Below are 23,957 nucleotides of genomic sequence, written 5' to 3'. Positions count from 1 at the left end.
CGGGGAAATTCGCTGTGCCAGTGTCAACATCGGGGTGTTGCGAGGGGCTGCTTGGCCAGAAATACGGCGCTAGATCGCGCGTGACAACATGCCGCCTGCGCTGCGTGTGACCTTGCCGTCCATCTCAAGCTCGACAAGCGTGGGCGTGATGGCTGCGGGTGTGATTTGCAGATCACGGATCAGCTGGTCTTCGGGCACGGGGGAGGGGCCGAGACGTTGAAGAATGGTGAGGTGCAAGCTGGCTGTTTCACGTAGGCTGCGGCGTGGTTTGCGCGCTTGCGATGCTTGTGGCTTTGGCGGGGCGAGCGGCAATTCAGCGGGTTCTGCGTGCAGCGGGCCAAGGGCCTCGATGATATCGGCGGCATTGCGTACGAGGGTGGCGCCATCGCGGATCAGCATGTTGCAACCCGCAGCACGCGCATCAAACGGATGGCCGGGCACGGCAAGCACGTCGCGCCCCTGATCGAGGGCGTCGCGGGCCGTAATCAGGCTGCCGGATTTTGCCGCAGCTTCAACCACTACTGTGGCGCGTGACAGACCCGAAATGATGCGGTTGCGGCGCGGGAAATGCCGTGCAGTAGGTTGCAGACCGATGGGTTGTTCGGACAGACGAAGGCCTTGTGTCGCAATATCGCCTGCCAGTGCGGTGTTTTCGGCGGGATACATTATATCGACGCCGCCTGCCTGTACGGCAATGGTGCCAAAGGGCAGGGCGGCAAGGTGTGCGGCGGCATCAACACCGCGCGCAAGGCCCGAGACAACGACAAAACCAGCCTCACCCAGATCATGGGCCAGCGTCCGCGCCATACGGGTACCAAGCGATGACGCATTGCGCGCACCAACAAGCGCGATCATGGGCCGCGCCAACCATTCGGGATTGCCCACGAGCCATAGAAACGGCGGGGCATCATCGAGTTCGGCCAAAGAAGAAGGATAATCGGGATGATCTATGTGAAGAAGCTTTGCGCCGAGTGTATGAGCTGCGCGCAATTCGGCACGCACGACGCCTTCGGGGCAAATTTCATAGCCAGAAACGCCCGCGGCGCGCGCTACCTCTGGTAGCGCGGCCAGCGCGTTTTGCGCAGTGCCGTGTTCAATCAGCAGTCGTTTATACGTGGATATGCCGACCCGGCGCGAACGCAACAAACGGAGACGGGCAAACTGTTCGTCTTCCGGGGTGGGTGGGAGTGGGGGGTGAGTGGAAGAAGGATTGTGGTCCTTGATAGTCATCCCGATGCTCCGTCTGTTGCTGGAATCAGTATTACCTTTTGGTGGTTAACAAGGGATGAATCGTTTCAGGGCAATTCGGTTCAACAGGCGGGTTCAGGATGAAGTTTTGCGTGGCGCAACTGCTTCAGGACACCGGAGGAACAAGGACACCCACATAACAGCGCCATGCAGTGCCGCAGATATAGCTAAGTTGGCAGCAGCTTTAAATTGAACGCCATCTAAAATATGAACTGGAAGTAAAGCGACTGCGCCAATGAAAAAGATTGCAGCGGGTGCGGCAAGTGCGGTTCCCAAGCCAGCCCAGCCGACCCTGAGTAGCCCCAAAAGCACGAACATCGCAGGTACAATCAGGAATATGGTGAGCAACGGCGCAAATGCGTGGGAATACAAAAATCTCAAATAGAAACTTATCAAGTCCGACTTTGATGTGCCGCGCAGCAAATGATTTGCAAGCGATGCAGTTCCGTAGGCTAATATCGGGGTTACAAAAACTGTGGAAAGGGCAACGACTGTCCAATCATCTCGATTGAGAAATTCTTGTCCGAACTCTCGTGTTTTCCACATTCTCAAGCTGCCGCACCACCGATCGTCAGCCCGCTAATCATTAGCGTTGGCTGGCCCACGCCCACTGGCACCCATTGGCCCTGTTTGCCGCAGTTCCCCATGCCGGGGTCAAGGCTGGGGTCATTGCCGATGGCGCGGATTTGTTTCAGCGCGGTTGCGCCGTCTCCGATTAGGGTTGCACCTTTGACGGGCGCGCCGACGACGCCATTCTCCACGCGGTAGGCTTCGGTGCAGGAGAAGACGAACTTGCCATTGGTAATGTCGACTTGGCCGCCGCCGAATCCTACGGCGTAGATGCCGTCTTTGAGGTCGGCCACGATGTCACCGGGTGCTGTATCGCCGCCCAGCATATAGGTGTTGGTCATGCGTGGCATGGGGATGTGGGCAAAGCTTTGGCGGCGGCCGTTGCCGGTGCTCTTGACCCCCATCAGGCGCGCGTTCTGGCGGTCTTGCATGTAGCCGACTAGCTTGCCGTCCTCGATCAGCACATTTTTGGCGCTCGGCGTGCCTTCATCGTCGACAGAGATGGAGCCGCGGCGGTCGGGGATGGTGCCATCGTCCAGTACAGTCACACCTTTTGCGGCGATCTGCTGGCCCATGAGGCCTGCAAAAGCAGAGGTGCCTTTGCGGTTGAAGTCCCCCTCAAGGCCGTGGCCGATGGCCTCGTGTAGCAAAATGCCTGGCCAGCCGGGGCCGAGGACCACGTCCATCACGCCCGCGGGCGCAGGCACAGCTTCGAGATTGACCAGCGCGATGCGCAAGGCTTCGCGTGCTTTGGCCTGCCAGTCGGAGGCGGCCAGCATGCCGTCCAGCCCGATGCGCCCGCCACCACCAGCCGTGCCACTCTCGCGGCGGCCTTCATGCTCAACGATCACGGATACATTTACACGGGTCATCGGGCGCACATCGCGGAACGAGGTGCCTTCGGGGCGCAGAATCTCGACCTCTTGGATGGAGGCGGCGATGGAGGCGCTGACCTGCACCACGCGGCCATCAAGACTGCGGCAGAAATCATCAATTTCGCGGAGTGTCTCGACTTTTACCGAAAAAGCCGCGCCTGCAATCGGGTCTTCGTCGGTGTAGAGCTTTTTATTGGTGCCTTCGGGCGCATCGGCCCATGTACCGCCGCCATCGCCGACGGCCAGCCGCGCGGTTTGTGCAGCGCGGCGCAAAGCGGCCTCAGATATTTCGGTCGAATGGGCGTATCCAGCCACCTCGCCGCGCACGGCGCGCAGGCCAAAACCCGTTGCAGCGTCATAGCTTGCTGTCTTGAGGCGGCCATCGTCAAACATCAGACCCTCGGAGCGGCGGCGCTCAAAAAACAGCTCTCCGTCATCTGCGCCAGCGACTGCATCGCGCAAAATAGCGAGGGCGGTGTCGCGGTCGAGGACATCATCGAGAGGCAGGAAGGGCGTGTCGGCCATGAGGCGTGCTCCGTTTGGATTGGCGGCAGAATTTGTGCTATGTGATGGGCGCTTCGCGTCTATCTGACGCAAGCATGGGTCTTTCTTTCGTAATCAGAATATGATTGTAAGGCGCCAGATTACAACGGCGGCTTGCCAGCCTGCACGTTTTAGCCAACTAGGGTCAAGAATATCAGGACGAATATGATGACAAAGCACCTCACACTTGCCGGTCTTTTGGCTGGCTTCACAAGCTTGCCCGCATGGGCGCAAAGCGTTGATCCACAAGGACTTGAGGTGATCGGTGTTCCCGTTGACCGCGAGATGGGCTTTCAGCCTGCTGTGACCGAACTGGCCACCGACCTGCAATGGCTCGACGGAATGATTCTGGTAATCATTACGCTGATTACTGTGTTTGTAACCGGTTTGATGATCTGGGTGGCGATCCGCTACAATGCCAAGCGTAACCCGACACCTGCTTCGTTTACGCACCACACCCCTGTCGAGATCGCATGGACGATTGTGCCGATCCTGATTCTGGTCGGCATCGGGGCATGGTCACTTCCGATCCTGTTCCGCCAGCAAGAAATTCCCGTCGCTGACGTGACGATCAAGGCGACAGGCAACCAATGGTACTGGACGCATGAGTATGTAGACGAGGGCTTCGGCTTTGACAGCTACATGATCGGCGCGCCGGCGCTGGGCGGCGACAACATGAAAACGCCTGAAGTGATCGCGCAGCTGGAAGCCGCAGGTTACTCCGAGAGCGAATGGCTGCTGGCGACTGACACAGCCGTGGTTGTGCCGGTAAACCAGACAATTGTTGTGCAGGTTACAGGCTCTGACGTGATCCATGCTTGGACGATCCCCGCTTTCGGCGTGAAGCAAGACGCTGTACCGGGTCGTTTGGCCGAGTTGTGGTTCAAAGCCGAGAAAGAAGGCGTATACTTTGGTCAATGCTCCGAACTTTGCGGGCAGGCACATGCGTATATGCCCATCACCGTAAAAGTGGTGTCGGAAGAAGCATACGAAGAGTGGCTGGGCCGCGCGCGTGAAGAATACGCTGGTATCCCACAACCTTTGAGAGTCGCGTCTGCCGACTGATAAAAGTGCGGGCAGGGCACTACCGCCCTGCCTGACCCGTTTGCTGCGGCGCCTTTGAGAACGCTGCAGGCCCGAGTACACGAATTGCCATGGGATGCCCCGACAATGACGGATGCTACAACCACACAAAGCTATGAGGCAGAGCCACAGCTCGGCGACTATTATGCGTTGCTCAAGCCGCGCGTGATGCAATTGGTGGTTTTCACTGCCGTTGTAGGTATGTTGGCGGCACCCGTTGGCGTGAATCCCATCGTAGGCTTCGCCTCCATCCTGTTTCTGGCCATCGGTGCAGGCGCATCGGGCGCGCTGAACATGTGGTGGGACGCGGATATTGATGCGGTGATGAAGCGGACTGCCAATCGTCCGATCCCTGCGGGCAAAGTCGATGCGCAGTCTGCCATGTATCTTGGCGTGGCCCTGTCAGGCCTGTCGGTCATGATGCTGTCGCTCAGCGCAAACCTGCTGGCGGGTTTCATGCTGGCCTTTACGATCTTTTTCTACGTCGTACCTTATTCCATGTGGCTCAAACGCTCGACCCCGCAGAACATCGTGATCGGTGGGGCAGCGGGTGCTTTTCCGCCTGTGATCGGCTGGATCATTGCGACAGGTGATATTCTGGTCCTTGAGCCTTGGTTGATGTTTGCATTAATCTTTATGTGGACACCGCCGCATTTCTGGGCACTCGCCCTCTTCATGCGCAACGACTATGACGATGCCAAAGTGCCGATGCTGACCGTGACGCACGGCCGCCGCGCGACCCGTAATCACATCCTCGGCTATACTGTTTTGCTTGTGATTCTCGCCGTTGGTGCGGCCTTTACCGCGATTGGCGGCTGGGTCTATCTGGTAACGGCTGTGGTGCTGAACGGGCTGTTCCTCAAGGGCGCCTATGACATCTGGCAGCGCGACGAGGACATGTCCGAGGCTGATAATTTCGCCACTGAGCGCAAGTTTTTCCGCTTGTCGTTGTGGTATCTTTTCGCGCACTTCGGCGCGATCCTGATCGAAGCAGGGCTGAAGCCCTTTGGGCTGGGAGGCTGGTAATGGCATTGCGTCCTGAACACGAAATTCATAGCCGTCGCAAAAGTCTGAACATTGGTGTTGGTGTCATGCTCGGCTCATTTGTTGTGCTGATTATGCTTCTGACGTTCAACAAAATCACCTCGCCCGAATTCGCAGTGCCTGCGTCGGCGGCAAAAGGATACGGCGAGCAGACAACCACGGGAGGGAGTGACTAATGCCGTTAACCGGACCACAAAAAACTGTTGCCCAGACTGTTGGGCTTGTTGTTGTGATGGGCGGACTGGCTTGGGCTTCTGTCCCTTTTTATGACTGGTTCTGCCGTGTCACGGGTTTTGGCGGCACTGTTGGCTATGCCTCTGTCGCGCCCGAGGACGTGTTGGAGCAGACGGTCAAAGTGCGCTTTGACGGATCTCTTAACAACGATATGGCGTGGGAGTTTACGCCTGTCGTACGGGAAATGGAAATTCGCATTGGCGAGACAGGGTTGGCATTCTATGAGGCCTATAACCCCACCGATCGTCCCGTTGCAGGTATGGCGTCATACAACGTAACGCCCTATCAGGCCGGTGGTTTCTTTGAGAAGATCGACTGCTTCTGCTTTGAAGAGCAGGTGCTCGCCCCAGGCGAACGGGTGCAGATGCCTGTCAGCTTTTTTGTTGACCCCGAAATCGTAGGTGACCGTGAAGGACAGTATATACATACCATCACACTCTCCTATACATTCTACGAAATTGATCTGCCCGAGGGGTACGCCGCCCTTGAGACAGATCAGCCCACTGAATTAAACTAAGACAGAACATAGGGACGCCCATCATGGCCCATGCAAAAGACCACGACTATCATATTCTGAACCCCTCTATCTGGCCCTTGCTCAGCTCTCTGTTTGCATTTGTGATGCTTACAGGTGGCGTACTCTGGATGCACGCGGTCACGCCGTTTGTTTTCCTGATCGGCTTTGTCGGCACGCTGTACTGTATGTTTGCGTGGTGGTCCGAAGTTGTTGAGGAAAGCAAGATCGGCGATCACACCGCAGTGGTCCAAATCGGCCTGCGCTACGGTTTCATTCTGTTCATCATGTCCGAAGTGATGTTCTTTGCTGCGTGGTTCTGGAGCTTTTTCAAACACGCGCTCTACCCGATGAACGAATATGTCGGCTCCACCTATATTCCACCACAGATCTATCAGGTTGATGCATTCCACCTGCCGCTGATCAATACGCTGATCCTGCTGCTGTCGGGCTGTGCGGTAACATGGGCGCACCACGCGCTGGTACACGGCAACAATCGCGCCGACCTCAAGAACGGTCTGATCATCGCTGTTGTGCTGGGCATCCTGTTCACTGGCCTTCAGGCGTATGAATATAACTACCTGCTCTACAAAGGCTGGGAGTTCGGTGGCGACAAGTTCTTCTCCAACTTCTTTATGGCCACAGGCTTCCACGGTGTTCACGTCATCATCGGGACAATCTTCCTGTTTGTCTGCTGGATGCGCGCACGTGCGGGCCACTTCACCTCCGAGCGCCACGTTGGGTTCGAGGCAGCTGCATGGTACTGGCACTTCGTTGATGTGGTATGGCTGTTCTTGTTCTTTGCTGTCTACATCTGGGGCATCCCTGCGAACTAAGGGCGCACTTGCACCTTTAGCGACAGACGTTAAACACCAACGCGCGGGGCCACGCCTCGCGCGTTTTTCATTCCAATTTGCTTTTGGGGGCCTTCATGCGCCGCAGTCTATTCCTCATTGTCATTGGTGCTGGCGGGGCCGCGATCCTGCTCTGGCTCGGCTTTTGGCAGATGCAGCGGTTGGAGTGGAAGCTGGGCGTGATTGCCGACATTGATGCGCGGATTGCAGCGGCCCCTGTGGTATTGCCGCAAACGCCTGACCCGCAGAGTGATTCCTATTTGCCGGTTGAGGTGAGTGGTACGCTTGCCCCCGATTACCTGCGCGTTCTGGTCAGCCAGAAAGAGATCGGCGCAGGCTACCGCATCATCTCGGCGCTGGAGGGGGCCGATGGTAGGCGGGTGTTGCTGGACCGTGGATTTACTCCCGTTGCAATGACAGACATTCAGACCCACGAAGGGACAGTGACCGTGCAGGGAAATCTGCAATGGCCGCAAGAGACAGATGGTTTCACGCCTGAACCTGACATCGACGGCAATATCTGGTTCGCCCGTGATGTGGCCGCAATGGCGCAGGCACTTGGGACCGAGCCTGTGCTTGTGGTGGCCAAGACAACAGCCTTTAATGATGCGCCCGTTTTGCCCCTGCCTGTTGACACCACAGCGATTCCAAACGACCACCTGTCCTATGCTATTACGTGGTTCTCGCTTGCTGCGATCTGGATCGCGATGAGCCTCGCCTTTATTCTGCGCGCCCGCCGCGCCACAACCGATTGATCTGACTGATGCGCTATATCTCTACCCGTGGGACCGCCCCGAACCTGAGCTTTGAAGAAGCGATGCTGACCGGGCTTGCCCGTGATGGCGGCCTCTATGTTCCTGAAAGTATCCCGCAGCTGAGCCATGCAGATATCAAAGCCATGGCAGGACAATCCTACGAAGAGGTCGCCTACACGGTGATGCGCCCGTTTATCGGTGATACCTTCACCGATGCCGAGTTTCGCGATCTGATTACCAAGGCCTATGCCGGATTTGGCCATGCGAGCCGCGCCCCGCTCAAAGAACTCGCCCCGAACCATTTCCTGCTGGAGCTGTTTCACGGCCCAACGCTGGCCTTCAAAGACTTTGCCATGCAGCTGATCGGCCAGATGTTCCAACTGGCGCTAGGCCGCAAGGGGGAGCGTGTGACGATCGTAGGCGCTACCTCGGGCGATACAGGCTCTGCCGCGATTGAGGCGTTTCGCGGCCTCGACAACGTCGATGTGGTGATCCTTTATCCTCATGGCCGCGTGTCCGAGGTACAGCGCCGCCAGATGACAACGCCAGTCGAAAGCAACGTACATGCGCTGGCCGTCGACGGTGATTTCGACGATTGTCAAGCACGCCTGAAAGACATGTTCAACGATTTCGAATTCCGCGATGGCGTAAAGCTGGCGGGTGTCAATTCGATCAACTGGGGCCGTGTGCTGGCGCAGGTAGTCTACTATTTCTCTTCCGCTGTCAGCCTTGGCGCGCCTGAACGCAAGGTCAGCTTTACGGTGCCCACAGGCAACTTCGGCGATATTTTCGCGGGGTATATTGCCAAGAAGATGGGCCTGCCGATTGACCAACTGATTGTGGCCACCAATCAGAACGACATCCTGCACCGCTGCCTCTCGGGCCACGGCTATCACAAAGATACCGTGCACCCCTCGATCAGCCCGTCGATGGATATTCAGGTCAGCTCCAACTTCGAGCGGGCCCTGTTTGACGCATACGACCGTGACGGCAATGCCGTAGCGCAGCTGATGACTGAACTGGGGCAGGGCGGTTTTGACGTGAGCCAAGGAGCGGCGCAGGCATTGTCGGAGCATTACGCATCTGGCCGCGCCTCTGAAGAAGAAACCAGCCAAACCATCACTGAGACGTTGGCCAGCAGCGCCGAGCTGCTCTGCCCCCATTCTGCCATCGGTGTGAAAGTGGCAAACGAGTTGCGCGATCCCAAGACACCCATGGTCACGCTTGCCACAGCACACCCCGCCAAATTTCCTGACGCGGTGGAGGCTGCGACGGGTATCCGCCCGCCATTGCCCCCGCGTATGGCCGATCTTTATGACCGCCCCGAGCGGCTGACCCGTGTTCCAAACGATCTGGACGCGCTCAAGACCCAAATCAAAGGACTGATTGCTCAGTGACACTGCAAACGCACCGCCTTTCCAACGGCTTTCGCATCGTGACAGAACATATGCCGGGGCTTGCTTCGGCCTCTATCGGGGTCTGGGTCGGAGCCGGTGGGCGCCACGAGACGCCCGCGCAAAACGGCATCGCCCATTTTCTGGAGCATATGGCCTTCAAAGGAACCAAGACGCGAACAGCCTTGCAAATTGCCGAGGCGATCGAGGATGTGGGCGGATATATCAACGCCTATACCTCGCGCGAAGTGACTGCCTACTACGTGCGGGTGTTGGAAAACGATGTGCCGCTGGGCCTCGAGGTGATCGCCGATATCCTGCGTAATCCGATCATGGAGGATTCCGAGATCGAGGTGGAGCGCGGTGTCATCCTGCAAGAGATCGGGCAAGCATTGGATACCCCCGATGATGTGATCTTCGATTGGCTGCAAGAGCAGGCCTATCCCGATCAACCCATGGGCCGCACAATTCTTGGCCCGCAAGAGCGCGTATCGAATTTTAACCGTGATGACCTCACAGGGTTCATTGACCAGCATTATGGCCCAGAGCAGATGATCCTTTCGGCGGCGGGCGCGGTGGATCACGAGGCGCTGGTGGCGATGGCCGAGAAACTGTTTGGTGATATGGCGCCAAAGCCTCTTCTGCGCGCCTTGCCCGGCAGTTTTGTCGGTGGTGAGCATCGGCAGGTCAAAGAGCTGGAGCAGGCGCATTTTGCGCTGGGGTTCGAGAGCCCTGGCTACCGCGCTGATGATATTTATGTGGCGCAGATCTATGCCTCGGCCCTTGGCGGCGGCATGTCGTCGCGTCTGTTTCAAGAGGTGCGCGAGAACCGCGGCCTCTGCTACACCATCTTCGCCCAAGCGGGCGCTTATGCCGATACGGGTATGATGACAGTCTATGCGGGCACCTCTGGCGACCAGTTGCCCGAGCTTGCAGGTATCACCATCGACGAGATGAAGCGTGCGGCCACCGATATGTCGCCCGCCGAAGTTGCCCGTGCGCGTGCGCAGATGAAGGCAGGGTTGCTCATGGGGTTGGAAAGCCCCAGCAACCGCGCGGAGCGTTTGGCCCGCCTGATCCAGATTTGGGATCGTATCCCGCCACTGGAGGAAACGATTGCCCAGATCGACGCTGTGACCACAGGCGATGTACGTGACTTTGCAGAGAATATGGCTGCTTCCGCCCCTGCGGCGCTGGCTCTTTATGGCCCTGTCCAAGATGCGCCAACGCTCGCGGCACTTGAGGCAAGGCGCGCTGCCTGATGCTGCTGGCGCGGCGAAAACTGAAGCTGGAGACCGAGCGCATGACACTGCGCCCGCCTGTGCATCAGGATTTTCGCCCGTGGGTCGCACTGCGCAGCGCCAGCAGAGATTTTCTGACCCCTTGGGAGCCAGCATGGTCGCCCGACCATCTGAGCCGCAAGGCCTTCTCCAACCGTGTCTATTGGGCCAACCGCTCGATCAATGCAGGTACGGCAATGCCGCTGTTTTTGGTCCGCCGTGAAGATCAGGCACTGCTGGGGGCGATTACGCTGGATAACATCCGGCGCGGTCCTGCGCTTGCGGGGACACTGGGGTATTGGACGGGGGCGGCCTTTGCGCGGCAGGGCTATATGCGCGAAGCGATCGAGACTGTTGTACATTACGCCTTCACCCATCTTGAGCTAAGCCGGATCGAGGCGGCCTGCCTGCCTGAAAATACTCCGTCGCGTGGACTGCTGGAGCGGTCAGGCTTTAAGTACGAGGGTGTTGCACAAAGCTATCTGCAAATTGACGGGCGTTGGCGGACCCATGTTCTCTATGCAAGCCTGCGCGGTGATCGTCGGGGGAAGACGACCACCACGTAATGCTGCAGGCCTTAGTTGCGGCCCACATCTACCCGCGTTTTGCTGCGGCGGTTGTTGGCATTAAGCGCATCATACACGGGTTTGGAATAGACCCCCTCACGGCTGTAGGTGCCATGCAACGGTGTGCCGAAATGTCCGCCATGACGGTGCTCGCTATAGGCGCGGTCACGGGTGCGGGACGCAAAGACGCTGATGTTGTTTGACGTGCTCCATGTTACACCATTCTGCTGATAGGTGATGCGGTCACTGCCTGCTGTCGCAGCAGAGCCGACAAGGGCCAGACCTGCAGCAAGGGAGAGGGCGGCGAAGGTTGCGAGGATCGGTTTCATGATGTGCTCCTTTCGGGGGCAGGGAGGGTCGTTGGTATGTAACTGAATTGGGGCGTTATCCTGCTCCGTTCAAATGAATTGGCTGTGACGGGATGTGAGGGCGGCGGGACTACACGCTTTTGTTGTCGTCGAAAACAACTGGGAATGGTCTGAGCTGCGTGAAACAATCGATCACGCGGCTGCGCAAACAGGCAATGCACAAAGTTTGCGCAAGGGGCAGTGCAGCTTCTCTTTTGTGAAATTGAAAAGCAGTGTTACCCTAGGGTCATGTTGATCCGTGTCATCGCCACCCTCGTTGGTTTTCTTTTTGCAGGCCCTCTATTTGCGCAAGAAACGCCTGCCACCCGAACGCCCAGCCATTGTCACGCGCTGGCGGATGCCACGCAGGGGATGGAATACCTGCACCGCGCCGCCCTGCGCGACGTACCCGACGAGACGGTTGATTTGCATTATGTGGGCCACGCCAGTTTTGTGATCCGCAGCGCGGGTGGCCTTAACTTGGTGACGGATTTCACAGGTTTTATCGGCAGCACAAAGATGATCCCTGATGTGGTCACGATGAACCATGCCCATGATACCCACTGGACCCCCTTTCCCGATCCTGCAATTCCCCATGTGCTGCGCGGTTGGGGGCCGCACGGGGTTGGAATTGACCACCGCGTTGATCTGGGTGAGGTGCTGGTGCGCAATGTTTCTACCGACATCCGTTCGCAATTCTCGGGGGTGGAGGAGAACGGCAATTCGATCTTCGTCTTTGAGATAGCGGGCCTGTGTATCGGGCATCTGGGCCATTTGCACCATGCCCCCAATGATGAACAATACGCAGCCATCGGGCGGCTGGATGTGGTGATGGCCCCTGTGGATGGTGGCTATACCCTTGATCTGGCGACGATGACGTCGGTGCTCAAGCGGCTGCGGTCGCGCATTGTGATCCCGATGCACTGGTTTTCGGATTTCGCACTCGAGGATTTTCTGGATGGCATGTCGGACGAATTTGCAGTGGTCCGCGTGGAAGGGCCGATGTTGAATGTGCGCCGTGATCTGCTGCCTTCGCAACCGACGATCATGGTACTGCGGCCAAATTATCTGCGCGACGAATAGGCCTTATCCCTTGCATCCTGTGCGGCGACATTAGATCAAACTGTATGACACATGATCTGAATCCCGCCGACGCCGCCTTTTCCGAGACTTTGCGTGCAGCCTTGCCTGATGGCACACTGCATGAGACAACCGCCCGCTATCTTGAAGAGCCACGGGGCCGTTATGCAGGCCAAGCGGGGGTTCTGGCTAAACCGCGCGATGCGCAGCAGGTTGCAACGCTGGTGCGCATGGCAGCCGATGCACGTGTGGCAGTGGTGCCTTATGGAGGCGGTACTGGTCTGGTGGGCGGGCAGGTGGCGCCCGAAGGCTCAACCCCGCTAATCATCTCGCTGGAGCGGATGACGGCGATCCGCGCGGTCTATCCCGACGAAAACGTCATGGTTGCCGAAGCGGGTGCCATTCTGGCGGACGTGCAAAACGCAGCCGAGGCGGCGAACCGTCTCTTCCCGCTCAGCCTTGCGGCGCAAGGCTCGGCGCGGATCGGTGGCAATCTGGCGACAAATGCAGGTGGTACTGGGGTGCTGCGCTATGGCAATGCCCGCGATCTGTGTCTGGGGCTGGAGGCGGTGCTGCCGGACGGTCAGATATGGAACGGGCTGTCGCGTTTGCGCAAAAACAATACTGGCTATGACCTGCGCCATTTGCTGATCGGGGCAGAAGGTACATTGGGCATTATCACAGCAGCCGCGCTCAAGATGTTCCCGCGCCCCGCGCTGACGGGAACCGCGATGCTTGTGGTCGAGAGCCCTGCTGCCGCGCTGAAGCTGCTGAGCATGGCGCGCGGGCTCTTTGGTGAGATGATAAGCGCGTTTGAATTGATCCATCGTCAGGGGTTTGATTTTCTGTCCGAAACCATGCCCGAAGTGCGCCAGCCCTTTGAGACAGCACCCGAATGGTCGGTTTTGATTGAGTTGGGACTGGCCGCGGATATGGACCCGCAAGAGGCGTTGGAAAACCTCTTTGCCAATGCTTCTGAGGCAGGGTTGGTGCAGGACGGTTTGATCGCGGGATCAGGCGCGCAGGCCGAGGCCTTTTGGACAATCCGCGAAAGCATACCCGAGGCGAACCGCCGCGTGGGGTCTGTCTCCAGCCACGATATATCAGTGCCTTTGAGCGCGATTCCCGAATTTATCATCAAAGCAGGTGATGCGCTGGCGCAGATGGGGGATTTTCGGATCAATTGCTTCGGGCATGTGGGTGACGGAAACCTGCACTACAATGTCTTTCCGCAGATCGGGCGCAGCCGTGCGGACCATGAAAACCAGCGTGACGCGATCAAGGCTTGCGTGCATGATTTGGTGGATTCACTGGGTGGGTCAATCTCGGCCGAGCATGGGGTGGGGCGCCTAAAAGTTGCCGATCTGGAGAAATATGGCGATCCGGCCAAGCTCTCTGCTATGCGCGCGATCAAAGCTGCGCTGGACCCCATGGGAATCATGAACCCCGGTGCGGTGCTGCGCGGTTAACGGCGGGGAGGGGGCCAGCCCCCGACTTTGCATACGCAAAGCCTCCCCCGGAGGATTTATGGCCAAGAAAAATAGAAGATCTACGCGCCGTCGAACGCACAGAGGATTTGCACGTCTATGCCCATGGCCTTCAGACGATCGCCGCCGCCAAGGGCGGGCAGGTCGATGATGAAGCTGGCCGAGATGATTTCTGCGCCGAGACGTTCGAGCAATTTGATCCCCGCCTCTGCGGTGCCACCTGTGGCGAGCAGATCATCGACGACCAGCACTTTTTCACCAGGTTTTACGGCATCATCGTGGATTTCCATTGTCGCTTCGCCATATTCCAGCTTGTAGTCTTGGCTAAGGGTTTTTCCGGGTAGTTTGCCTTTTTTACGGATTGGCACAAAGCCCACACTGAGCTGGTGTGCGATTGCGCCTCCCATAATGAAACCGCGTGCTTCAAGCCCTACAACCTTATCGATGCGCTTGCCGGCATAAGGGTGCAACATCTGGTCGATTGCCATGCGAAACCCGCGCGGGTCGGCAAACAGGGTGGTTACGTCGCGGAACATGATCCCTTCATGCGGAAAGTCGGGGATGGTGCGGATATAGTCACGAACGGTCTTCATGTTGTGCTCCTGCGGAGGGTGGCGGTGAGCACACCCATGGTAATAAGGGTGGCGCCACCTGCGCGGGTGATCCATGCAATCACGCCGGGTCGTTTGATAACGCTGCGCAAGCGGTCAGCCAGAAGCGCATAAACGAGAGCATTCAAGCCGCCCATGGTGACAAAAGTAGCGATCAGTATCATGAATTGCGGCAGCAAAGGCGCATCGGCTTTGATAAACTGCGGGACGAAAGCGATAAAGAAGGCGATTGATTTCGGGTTAAGCGCCGTCACTGCCGCGGTGTGACGAAAAACGCGTGGGCCTGTGATATCGGTCGCTTCTGGCATCTCCAAACCTGTCGAACCTGCAGATCGGAACAGCTTTATCCCGATATAAACCAGATAGATAGCGCCTAACCATTTGAGCACTGTAAATGCTGTCGCAGAGGCCAGTACCAGCGCACCGAGACCTGCCAACGAGGCGGTCATTGCAACCAGATCTCCAAAAGCGACACCCGCGGCCGAGGCAACAGCGACAGAGCGTCCCTTACTCAGCGCATAGCTGAGGACAAGCAGGACTGTCGGCCCCGGGATGAGCATCATGATAGCGGTGGCGGCCACGAAGGTGAGCCATAGGTCAAAGGGCATGGGCGTGCTTTTCAGTTAGGAGGGTAGTGGCGGATGAGTGCAACCTTGTCCTGTTGGCCCAAGGTTTTCAAGCTGTTGTCGCTGTCTTGGGACAGGATAGAGCGGCTGCGGTAATGCGGGTTCTGGATGTCGGTGATCAGGCCGAGGGCTTGGGTGATCTCCTCTAGCATGACAGATTCGTATTGACGGATCGGTAGCGTGTTTGAAAACCCGATGGTCGCACCTTTGACGACAGTACCTTCGACGTCGAGAGCCGTGATTGCGTTTGCCATGGTCAAGCCATTGAGAAGGCTTTGGTCCGGCATTGAAATCACCTCTCCGCGTGCAGTGTCGAGCAGGTGGATTTTTATGTCGGGGTCGTTTGTGTCAGGCATCAGCGTGAGCCCCATGTCGACAGCGTTGAGGTGTTGCAACGCGCGTACAACTGCGGCGGACGCCCGTTTTTGCTTGCCGCCCATAAAGGCGGGCGCACGGGTGATGATGCCAATGGTGATTTTTGTTTTATCCCATTTATAGAACGGCTTGCCGCATTTCCCCTGCGGTGGCGCCGCGCATGCAACCAAGCGGTAGAAGGCGTCATCGCTTAGCGGGCCTTCACTGTCGACGAAATCTTGCGCCTGCGCGGGCAGGGCCGCACAGACGAGAGCTGCGATGCATGTACATGCCCTGTTCAGAGCAGTCGGCCTGCGATTGCGTCAAGCTTGGCTATGAGGGCCGGATCGCGGGCCTCGGGGGCGGTCATGATCGCATATTCCAATGCGCGGTCACAGCCGTGCGGGCAGGGTGCGCGCGTGGCGCCAAGCAGGGCGGGCAAGCGGGCCACCAGATCGCGGGCGTTTGCGGCGTTACCTTGCAAAGTTTTAATGATTTCAGTTACATCCACCTCGCCATGATCAGGGTGCCAACTGTCGTAATCGGTAATCATCGCGACGCTTGCATAGCACAGCTCGGCCTCGCGGGCGAGTTTGGCTTCGGGCATATTGGTCATGCCGATGACATCCGCGCCCCAACTGTTTCTGTACATGTTGCTCTCGGCGAGGGTCGAGAACTGCGGCCCTTCCATTGCCAGATAGGTGCCGCCGCGATGCACGTTTACTCCCGTCGCTGTTGCCGCTGTTTCACACGCATCCGAAAGGCGGGGACAGGTTGGGTGGGCGACGCTGACATGGGCTACGCAGCCTGTGCCGAAGAACGATTTTTCACGCGCGAAAGTTCGGTCAATGAACTGATCTACAATGACAAAATCACCTGGTGCCATTTCCTCACGGAAGGAACCGCAAGCGGAGACCGAGATCACATCGGTGCAGCCGATACGTTTGAGTGCGTCGATATTGGCGCGGTAGGGAACGGTGGTGGGAGAGTGGATATGACCGCGGCCATGACGTGGCAGAAAGGCCATCTCGACCCCGTCCAATGACCCTGTGAGGATGGCATCGGAGGGCGCGCCCCAAGGTGTTTCGACCGTGGTCCATTGGGCATCCGCCAGCCCGTCGATGTCGTAGATGCCTGAGCCGCCGATGACGGCGATTTTGGTGTTGGTCATGGGGGTTTCCTCTGGTCGGTTTGGGGTGATGGTGGCGCGGGGCAGGGGGTAATGCAACCTGACAAATGGCGCGTTGTGAAGGGGGTGCCATAGGTACACCTCACGTACACCCCCTGTACACCCTCTGCGGTGTACGCGCGAAGCTGCGTCGTCTGTCTACTCGCGCCGGATGATGCCGGTGATCGCAGCAGCGCCAAGGGCGGTTACGATCCAGCCAAAGACGGTAAAGACCCACCTGAGCCACCAAAGGTGCCAGCCCCATTGTCCGCGGGCGGTTGAAGGGGCCCAAGCCTCGGTCTGGCCGAAGTTGATGAGCGGTATCACGATGTCGGCGGCGTAGGCGTAGCGGTTGAACGTCTCCCAATCGCGGCCCGGGGCGGTCATCGACCATGACGGATCGCGGGGTGCGGGCGACCAGCCTGCGGGCTCGGTATCTCCTGACCAGACCTGTGCGGGGTTCGGCGCAGAGGCTTGCAGGCGTTGCCAGCCTTGCGAGATCAGGACGGGGCTGGAATTTGGGGCAAAAGAGCCTTCTTCCCAAGTTTTGTGCGCAGGGATGGTGGCAAGAACGATAAGCAACGCAAGCCATCCGAGAGACCAGAAAGGTGCGTGGCCGTGGCCGACGACCACCAGTTGCAGCCCGTCCCAGAAATAGCGCCACGCGCGCAGCAAAGGGCCGAACTCCTTCCGCTCGTAACGGCGCACCATACGCTCGCGGGTGAGCAGAACCTTGCGCGATTGTGCATCATGGCCCGTGTCGCGGAGAAATTTGGCGTATTGGGTGTAGGGCTGCGGAAAGAACTGGTCTTTGTAGAGTGACCCGTTGAGGAGCCATTCTTTGCGGGCGGGCGAGGTTGAAACTTTGCCGCGAATACGGTCATAGGTAAATCCGTCAAGGTGCAGGTTGCCCGCATCGGGCCAGTTGGCGGGATCATCGTCCAGTTCGCCGACATGTGCGCCATTGAGGCTGACCTTGCCCTGCGGGTTATCCACCTTTTTCCATATGAAGGATTGATCGACCCGCATCCGTTGGCCGTTGAATGCATGCCCATTGGCGTTTTGGAACGTGGCCCCCGCGCAAGAGAGGTCACCTGCGATTTGCGAACCCGCCAGTTTCACTTCACCTGTGGCGATGCATCCGCCCAGCTTTACATCGCCGTTCACGCTCATGTTGCGCGCGGTCAGGCTTTTGGAATTTGCCAGCCCTGTCAGTTTGGTGTTTTCGGCAAACAGACCGCCAAGCTTGGCGGATACGAGGTATATCTCGCCTGTGGCGGAAAATGGTGCCGTGACTTTGTCCTGTTCTTCCTCGGTGCGTGGATGCAGGAAGATGCCGCCGCGGATGTCTGCACTGTGCGCGCTGATCGCAAAACGCGATTGCGTTGATATTTTTGCACCGACAAGCGAGAGTTGTCCCCCGATCGTGGCCCCTGCAATATCAACCGATCCCGTTATTTGAGCCCCGTTCATCAACACAGAATCCTGCACTGCGATGCCTTGGGCATGCAGCCCCGAAAAGGCGCTGTCGCTGAGAACCAAGAGATGGAATTTTGACTGTTGTAGGTAGAGTGGGCTTTGGAATTTACATGCGAACAGGCTCAGGACGGCGGAGGTACTCACATAGTTCAGGTCCAGCCCGCCTGAGATATACGCCCCTTCGAGCCAGATGCCGCGGGTATCGACGGGGCATTCGTCACAGCCACCCAAAATCAGATAGCGCAAAAATTCGGGGCGGATTTCACATGCGCCGTACTGTTCGGGCTCCGGCAGGTGCCCATCGTTAAAGATGCAGTGTTCGCCGGCGGTTGCGCATTCCAGCAGCTGTTCTTCGGGATCTGTCGGTTCTAACGCCAATAGCTGTTGGTAGGTTCTGATATGCGCCATGATTCCCCGACGTTCCTGTACTGTGCCTACTCTAGCGGACTGATCGGAGTTTCCCAGTTGCTTTCCTTCTTTGCGCGCATGGGCTAGGTGCTGGCCAAAGGCCCATCCGAACCATTCCGCAGGAGACATTATTTTGCGCGCGACATTTCGTAGTTTCACCAAGAATTTGACACCCACAGACGTCACCGATTTGCGCTGGATGGGCGAGGACGGGTTCAGTGTCGGCCGTATGCGGATTGAATTGCTGTCTGGCCTGACCGTGGCCCTGGCGCTGGTGCCCGAGGCGGTGGCCTTTGCGTTTGTGGCCGGTGTGCATCCGCTGGTCGGGCTATATGCAGCGTTTCTGGTCGGGCTGATTACGGCGCTGATCGGTGGCCGTCCGGGTATGATCTCGGGGGCGACGGGTGCTTTGGCTGTTGTGATGGTGGCTTTGGTTGCCCAGCACGGGGTTGAGTATCTGTTTGCGACTGTTGTTTTGATGGGACTGTTGCAGATTTTTGCAGGCGTGATGCAATGGGGTAAGTTTATCCGTCTGGTGCCGCACCCTGTTATGCTGGGGTTTGTGAATGGCCTCGCGATTGTGATTTTTCTGGCGCAGATGGGTCAATTCAAAGTGCCGGGCACAATGGTGGATACAGGCCACGGCATGGGCGGCGGTGAATGGCTGTCGGGTATGCCGCTGTATCTGATGCTGGCGCTGGTTGCAGCGACCATGGCGATTATCTGGGTGATGCCGCGCATCACCAAGGCGATCCCCGCACCGCTGGCCGGTATCGGGATCGTAGCTGCTGTGGTGATTTTCACAGGCATGGAAGTGCCGCGCGTGGGGGATCTGGCCTCCATTCAGGGTGGTTTGCCTAGCTTCCACAATCCGTTTGGCACGGGTGAGGGTCTTTATGGGACGCCGATGGCCCCGCTGAACATGGAGACATTCTATATCATCGCACCCTATGCGGTGATCCTTGCGGCGATTGGCCTGATCGAGAGTTTGCTGACGCTGAACCTTGTGGGCGACATGACCAACACGCGCGGCGGCGCATCGCAGGAGTGTTTGGCGCAGGGTGTGGCCAATACCGTGACGGGGTTCTTTGGCGGCATGGGCGGTTGTGCCATGATCGGCCAGTCGATGATCAACGTGAAATCGGGCGGGCGCACGCGGGTGGCGGGCATTGCTGCTGCCGTATTCTTGCTACTGTTTATTGTCGTTGCTGCCCCGTTGATCGAGCTGATCCCGCTCGCGGCGCTTGTGGGTGTGATGTTCATGGTGGTGATTGGCACATTCGCATGGAACAGCCTGACCATTCTGCGCAAAGTGCCGCTGACGGATGCTTTTGTGATCCTGCTGGTGACGGTTGTGACGGTCTATGAAGACCTTGCCGTGGCCGTGGTGGTGGGCGTGATTGTCAGCGCGCTGGCCTATGCGTGGAACAACGCCCGCCGCATCCATGCCAAGACCTACACCACGCCCGAAGGGGCCAAAGTGTATCAGGTACAAGGGCCGCTGTTCTTCGGCTCTGCCGCCGGATTTATCGAGCTGTTCGACATACATAATGACCCTGCTGTGGTGGTCGTTGATTTCAACGACAGCCGCGTTGTGGACCAGTCTGCGCTGCAAGCGATCGAAGCGATTGCAGGGAAATACGAGAGCGCAGGCAAGCGGATCGAACTGCGCCACCTGACCCGCGATTGTCACGCATTGCTGACCAAAGCGGGGCACCTGATGGTCGATAGTGATGACGATCCTGAATACCAGATCGCGGTGGACTACCAAGTGCGTACGGGGATTTTGGGCGGCCACTAGGGCGCGTTCACTTGTCTTTTCTCTGACAGGGATTTTTTAACATTTTGTCTCCAAGGTGCAGGCAACGGCACTGGAAGGGCCGCGTTTGATACGCGGCCTTTTGCACGCCGTTTGCGCCGCGCAAAAGCGTCCAAGAGAGAGACTGCGATGAGAAGCTTCCCCGTACCCTTCAACGAAGAGGCCCGCCTGAAATCCACCCGCGAAATGCCGGGTTTGTCTGGGCAGAACGATGAGGTATTCAGGCGTATATCCAATGCTGCAAAATCGCTGTTGGGCTGCCCGTGCGCGCAGATCAGCATCGTGGAAGAGGCCCATTTACTGTACCGCGACGGCACTGGCGATTTTCTGGCAGAGATGGTGCGGGCCGAAACGCTGTGCACGCATACAATTATGTCGGACAGCCCGTTGATCTTTCCCGATTTGCAGCAGGAGGTGCAATTTCAGGGGCACCCGATGGTGCAGGCTGGTGGATTTGGCCTGCGTTTTTACATTGGTATTCCGCTGATGCTGTCTTCGGGGTTCAAGGTTGGCAGCCTGTGTGTCTTTGATACAGAGCCGCATCCGCACCCTTCGGAAGGGATGATAGGCGCGATGATTGAATTGGGGGCCGCGATTATCGCCACATTGGAGCAGGTCCCCGCCCAGCGGGTTGTCACCCCACCCGCCGAGGCGGCATCCAATTTTTTGACGTTGGTGGGCCATGAATTGCGCACTCCGTTGACCGTGATGAAAGGGGCGCTGAGCCTGATGGAGGGGCGGTTGAATGATCCGGTGAATCTACGCCTGGCACAAAGCGCGACGCGCTCTACCGAGCATCTCGCCAAGCTGATCGATACAATATTGAGGTTCAGCGATGCAGAGACGGGTGATTTGCATCTGAACGCCCAACCCGTGACTTTGTGCGCGTTGATGGAGGAAATGCACCTTGCCCATAGCCCCGGTGTAGACGCCAGCGGCAAGCGGTTTGACCCGCCGCACTGTGCTGTTGGTCGGGCGGTCTTGATGGACCCCGATCATATGCGAATATGCATCACATCTTTGCTGCTGAACAGTATTCTGCATGGGGGTGACGAAATGCGCCTGTGGTCCGAGTTTGACGCGGACGGGAATGTGCTGGTTTCTGTGCATGACACGGGAACACTGGAGGCGCATGTCGAATTGGCCGAGCTGTACAAGCCTTTTGTTGTCGGCGGATCCTTGGATACGCGTGGTGCGCATGGTGGCCTTGGCCTTGGCCTGCCGCTTACCCGTAAACTGGTTGAATTGCACAGTGGCGCGTTTGAGGTATTGGCAGATGCACAAGGCACGACAGCGCGTATCCGGTTGCCGAAATGGCGGCTGGAGGCGGTGAACTGATTACTATGGGCGAAGCCCGCAGGTGGTGATTTTATAAGGTGCGCTAGTGTGGGAGTGGCACTTTGCCCATGTGTGCCTAAATTTAGACGAAGAGTCATCTTAGGTTTTGGAGAAAGCCAATGGATGCCCGATGACCGAACCCCAAGATCACCGCCTGACGATAGAGCGTGCCGAGCAGATCCTTGGCGTCGTATTGCCGCCCGGACTACGGGCTGACCTGATCGAAAACGGGGCGGCGGCGCTTGGGACACCCGATGGTGGTACGGTCGAATTTTATCTGTCTGAACAGGCGGAAGGCTCAGCTATATTCGAGGTTGATAGCGGTTATTTGCTGAAAGACATGGGCGGTTGGGGCGACTATGCCGAAAACTGGCATCTGACCGAGGGCGCGTTTCTTGTGGCGGAAAACGGGTGTGGCGATTATTATCTGCTGGCGCCCGATAAGGACGGCGTTGCGCGCAAACTGGTCTTTGCCGATCATGAGGTCGGGGTCATTTTTGTGATACGGCCCGATGTCGATGCGCCGCTGGTTGAACTCCCAAGGCGGCAGACTGCGGCGCTGGAAGAGGGCGACATCGAAGCCGCTGAATGTGACGGCTTTCTTGAACACCAGCATCCCAAGCCGCCGCCGCTGCGCCCCGTGCGGGCCATGTCTATCTATCCCGCGTTGGTATTCGCGCTAAGTGCTGCGGGCATTGTGACAGTGGTTTCGATGTTTCTGGGTGCGTTTCTAGCCTATCGTTGGCGCGCGGCAGAGCCAGAAAACCAGACCGAGTATACGCGTCAGATCAAACTGTTCTGGCGCGCCGCCTCTGGATGGGCAGTGGCATTGGTGCTGTTTTTGGCTGCTGTTATGTTGGCAAAGACCGGTAGGGGTGATGTCGGCGTGGTGGTTTTCAAAGCGGCGGTGGTGATCGCGTTTTGCACACAGCTATTGTTCACGGTGGTCGCTCTTTTCCACTCCATCCGTTTGTCATGGAAATATGCGACCGCTGGCAGCCCCGCCTGACACCGGCAGGGCCACACCAGCCGTCCATCAATCGTCTGGGCGGATGATTTCGAATACTTCGCGTACGGCGGTGTAGTCACGATAACCCAAGCGGCTGAGCGGGGTGTAGCGTGTTACGTCAAAGCGCCCGTCGACCACACAATCATCGCGCATATGCACGCCGATAACTTCGCCGAAACATACAAAATTTGTCGCGCCTTCCAACTGGACAATCTGGGTCATACGACACTCCAGGGCGGCGGGGGCATTGGCGACACGGGGGCAATCAATCGCTTCGCACTCGGCTTTTTCAATGCCCGCGTGGGCGAATTCATCTGTGCCGTGGGGCAGGGTGGCGGAGGATTTGTTCATCGCGTCGGCGGCGGCAAATTCCACCACATTCACGCAGAACACGCCGGTTTCGCGGATGTTGGCCATGCTGTCTTTGGTGCCGTCTACATCGCCTTTGGCCCCTGTAGACGAGAACATGACCTGCGGCGGCACATACGCCACGCCGTTGAAGAATGAATATGGCGCGATGTTGTCGCGGCCTTGCCCGTCGCGGGTGGAGATCCAGCCGATGGGGCGCGGTGCGATGATAGCGTTGAACGGGTTGTGGGGCAGGCCGTGGCCATCGGCGGGGCGGTAAAACATGTACGGGTCTTTCTGTTGTGATTGATAACAGAGCTAACGCCGTGATAGGCCGCTGACCAGTAGAAAACCCGCCGGAGCGCTGCCAGCCGTGTATGACCTTGCCGCAGAGACAGCCTCAGACCGTTGGGAGGTCGAAGCGCTCTATGATACCTGCTTTGCGCCCGGACGCACGGCGCTGTCTTCCTATCGCCTGCGCGAGGGCGTGCCGCCTGTTGCGGGCCTGAGCCTTGTGGCGCGGGACGATCTGGGGATTCTGGCGGGTGCGATCCGGTTCTGGCCTGTAAACGTAGGGGGCCACGAGGCGCTGTTGCTGGGCCCCGTGGCCGTGCACCCGACGCGGCAGGGCGAGGGACTGGGCGCGCTTTTGATCGAGACATCGCTGGCGTTGGCGACACCTGAGGGGGGCGAAGTGCATCAAAGCGCGCAGTTGGCCCGCGCGGACCAAAAGACATGGGAACGCGTAATGCTGGTGGGGGATGCCCCCTATTACGGGCGTTACGGCTTTGCGCCCTTGCAAGGTGTCATCATGCCGCCGCCTACAAATCCCGAGCGTGTTTTGGGCCGCGCGCTGCGGGTGGGCGCATGGGACGGTGTGACAGGAGATGTGACGCGCGCAGGTTGAAAGATTCGCCTTCGCC

Annotated in this window: 25 protein-coding genes; 15 read left to right on the top strand and 10 right to left on the bottom strand. The window is 58.2% G+C overall.

What is annotated here, in order from left to right; all coding sequences use genetic code 11:
* Window positions 1–69: 69 nt before the first annotated feature.
* From dprA to tldD, 3 genes are all read right to left on the bottom strand, one after another.
* Window positions 70–1,230, bottom strand: coding sequence for a DNA-processing protein DprA (gene dprA, locus Q0903_RS10945; protein WP_299028811.1), 1,161 nt, complete (start codon window positions 1,228–1,230; stop codon window positions 70–72).
* Between the two features lie 93 nt (window positions 1,231–1,323).
* Window positions 1,324–1,794, bottom strand: coding sequence for a hypothetical protein (locus tag Q0903_RS10940; protein WP_298857854.1), 471 nt, complete (start codon window positions 1,792–1,794; stop codon window positions 1,324–1,326).
* Window positions 1,795–1,796: 2 nt separating this feature from the next.
* The gene (gene tldD, locus Q0903_RS10935; protein WP_299415164.1) at window positions 1,797–3,218 is read right to left on the bottom strand and encodes a metalloprotease TldD; all 1,422 of its coding nucleotides are present in this window, start codon (window positions 3,216–3,218) and stop codon (window positions 1,797–1,799) included.
* A gap of 186 nt (window positions 3,219–3,404) precedes the next feature.
* On the opposite strand from tldD, the gene coxB reads away from it, so the two are divergent.
* From coxB to Q0903_RS10890, 9 genes are all read left to right on the top strand, one after another.
* Complete coding sequence (coxB, locus tag Q0903_RS10930) at window positions 3,405–4,301, top strand: cytochrome c oxidase subunit II (protein ID WP_299028817.1); 897 nt, start codon at window positions 3,405–3,407, stop codon at window positions 4,299–4,301.
* Between the two features lie 105 nt (window positions 4,302–4,406).
* Window positions 4,407–5,345 (top strand): heme o synthase, encoded by a 939-nt coding sequence (cyoE, locus tag Q0903_RS10925; protein ID WP_299028820.1) that lies wholly within the window; start codon window positions 4,407–4,409, stop codon window positions 5,343–5,345.
* Complete coding sequence (locus Q0903_RS10920; RefSeq protein WP_299028823.1) at window positions 5,345–5,539, top strand: cytochrome C oxidase assembly protein; 195 nt, start codon at window positions 5,345–5,347, stop codon at window positions 5,537–5,539. Before cyoE ends, Q0903_RS10920 begins: the two co-directional genes overlap by 1 nt.
* Window positions 5,539–6,114, top strand: a complete 576-nt coding sequence (locus Q0903_RS10915; RefSeq protein ID WP_299028826.1) for a cytochrome c oxidase assembly protein — start codon at window positions 5,539–5,541, stop codon at window positions 6,112–6,114. The genes Q0903_RS10920 and Q0903_RS10915 overlap by 1 nt, the downstream gene beginning before the upstream one ends.
* Window positions 6,115–6,137: 23 nt before the next feature.
* On the top strand, window positions 6,138–6,947 hold the full coding sequence (locus Q0903_RS10910; protein WP_299415162.1) for a cytochrome c oxidase subunit 3: 810 nt from the start codon (window positions 6,138–6,140) through the stop codon (window positions 6,945–6,947).
* 95 nt (window positions 6,948–7,042) lie between these two features.
* Entirely contained in the window at window positions 7,043–7,720 is a 678-nt protein-coding gene (locus Q0903_RS10905; protein ID WP_299028832.1) for an SURF1 family protein, read from the top strand.
* A gap of 8 nt (window positions 7,721–7,728) precedes the next feature.
* A complete protein-coding gene (thrC, locus tag Q0903_RS10900; protein WP_299415159.1) occupies window positions 7,729–9,117 on the top strand; it encodes a threonine synthase in 1,389 nt (462 codons plus the stop codon).
* The gene (locus Q0903_RS10895; RefSeq protein ID WP_299028837.1) at window positions 9,114–10,376 is read left to right on the top strand and encodes a pitrilysin family protein; all 1,263 of its coding nucleotides are present in this window, start codon (window positions 9,114–9,116) and stop codon (window positions 10,374–10,376) included. The genes thrC and Q0903_RS10895 overlap by 4 nt, the downstream gene beginning before the upstream one ends.
* A complete protein-coding gene (locus Q0903_RS10890; protein WP_299028841.1) occupies window positions 10,376–10,960 on the top strand; it encodes a GNAT family protein in 585 nt (194 codons plus the stop codon). Before Q0903_RS10895 ends, Q0903_RS10890 begins: the two co-directional genes overlap by 1 nt.
* Before the next feature lie 11 nt (window positions 10,961–10,971).
* Here the strand turns inward: Q0903_RS10890 and Q0903_RS10885 are convergent, their stop codons facing one another.
* The gene (locus Q0903_RS10885; RefSeq protein ID WP_299415157.1) at window positions 10,972–11,289 is read right to left on the bottom strand and encodes a hypothetical protein; all 318 of its coding nucleotides are present in this window, start codon (window positions 11,287–11,289) and stop codon (window positions 10,972–10,974) included.
* Between the two features lie 267 nt (window positions 11,290–11,556).
* Here Q0903_RS10885 and Q0903_RS10880 point away from each other — a divergent pair, with 267 nt between their 5' ends.
* A complete protein-coding gene (locus Q0903_RS10880) occupies window positions 11,557–12,390 on the top strand; it encodes an MBL fold metallo-hydrolase (RefSeq protein WP_299028847.1) in 834 nt (277 codons plus the stop codon).
* A 44-nt stretch (window positions 12,391–12,434) separates the two neighbouring features.
* Window positions 12,435–13,856, top strand: a complete 1,422-nt coding sequence (locus Q0903_RS10875; protein ID WP_299415155.1) for an FAD-binding oxidoreductase — start codon at window positions 12,435–12,437, stop codon at window positions 13,854–13,856.
* Window positions 13,857–13,936: 80 nt separating this feature from the next.
* On the opposite strand, the gene Q0903_RS10870 is transcribed toward Q0903_RS10875, so the two are convergent.
* The 5 genes from Q0903_RS10870 to Q0903_RS10850 form a co-directional block, all read right to left on the bottom strand.
* Window positions 13,937–14,467 (bottom strand): adenine phosphoribosyltransferase, encoded by a 531-nt coding sequence (locus Q0903_RS10870; protein WP_299415154.1) that lies wholly within the window; start codon window positions 14,465–14,467, stop codon window positions 13,937–13,939.
* Entirely contained in the window at window positions 14,464–15,093 is a 630-nt protein-coding gene (locus tag Q0903_RS10865) for a LysE family translocator (protein ID WP_299415152.1), read from the bottom strand. Before Q0903_RS10865 ends, Q0903_RS10870 begins: the two co-directional genes overlap by 4 nt.
* An 11-nt stretch (window positions 15,094–15,104) precedes the next feature.
* The gene (locus Q0903_RS10860; protein WP_299415150.1) at window positions 15,105–15,656 is read right to left on the bottom strand and encodes a DUF2927 domain-containing protein; all 552 of its coding nucleotides are present in this window, start codon (window positions 15,654–15,656) and stop codon (window positions 15,105–15,107) included.
* A 107-nt stretch (window positions 15,657–15,763) separates the two neighbouring features.
* On the bottom strand, window positions 15,764–16,636 hold the full coding sequence (locus Q0903_RS10855) for an S-methyl-5'-thioadenosine phosphorylase (RefSeq protein WP_299415149.1): 873 nt from the start codon (window positions 16,634–16,636) through the stop codon (window positions 15,764–15,766).
* A 156-nt stretch (window positions 16,637–16,792) separates the two neighbouring features.
* A complete protein-coding gene (locus tag Q0903_RS10850) occupies window positions 16,793–18,520 on the bottom strand; it encodes a hypothetical protein (protein WP_299415147.1) in 1,728 nt (575 codons plus the stop codon).
* A 130-nt stretch (window positions 18,521–18,650) separates the two neighbouring features.
* Here Q0903_RS10850 and Q0903_RS10845 point away from each other — a divergent pair, with 130 nt between their 5' ends.
* From Q0903_RS10845 to Q0903_RS10835, 3 genes are all read left to right on the top strand, one after another.
* The gene (locus tag Q0903_RS10845) at window positions 18,651–20,321 is read left to right on the top strand and encodes a SulP family inorganic anion transporter (protein WP_299029839.1); all 1,671 of its coding nucleotides are present in this window, start codon (window positions 18,651–18,653) and stop codon (window positions 20,319–20,321) included.
* 147 nt (window positions 20,322–20,468) lie between these two features.
* A complete protein-coding gene (locus tag Q0903_RS10840) occupies window positions 20,469–21,677 on the top strand; it encodes a GAF domain-containing sensor histidine kinase (RefSeq protein ID WP_299415145.1) in 1,209 nt (402 codons plus the stop codon).
* Window positions 21,678–21,807: 130 nt separating this feature from the next.
* Window positions 21,808–22,686 (top strand): SMI1/KNR4 family protein, encoded by an 879-nt coding sequence (locus Q0903_RS10835; protein WP_299415143.1) that lies wholly within the window; start codon window positions 21,808–21,810, stop codon window positions 22,684–22,686.
* Between the two features lie 27 nt (window positions 22,687–22,713).
* Here Q0903_RS10835 and Q0903_RS10830 read toward each other — a convergent pair whose 3' ends face one another.
* Window positions 22,714–23,319, bottom strand: a complete 606-nt coding sequence (locus Q0903_RS10830) for a flavin reductase family protein (protein ID WP_299028871.1) — start codon at window positions 23,317–23,319, stop codon at window positions 22,714–22,716.
* Between the two features lie 88 nt (window positions 23,320–23,407).
* On the opposite strand from Q0903_RS10830, the gene Q0903_RS10825 reads away from it, so the two are divergent.
* Window positions 23,408–23,941, top strand: coding sequence for an N-acetyltransferase (locus Q0903_RS10825; RefSeq protein WP_299415142.1), 534 nt, complete (start codon window positions 23,408–23,410; stop codon window positions 23,939–23,941).
* Window positions 23,942–23,957 lie beyond the last annotated feature (16 nt).

The organism is uncultured Sulfitobacter sp. (assembly GCF_947502895.1).
In the GTDB taxonomy this organism is placed as follows: domain Bacteria; phylum Pseudomonadota; class Alphaproteobacteria; order Rhodobacterales; family Rhodobacteraceae; genus Sulfitobacter.
Note: the sequence above shows the minus strand (reverse complement) of the source record. Positions and strands in the feature narration are given on the sequence as shown.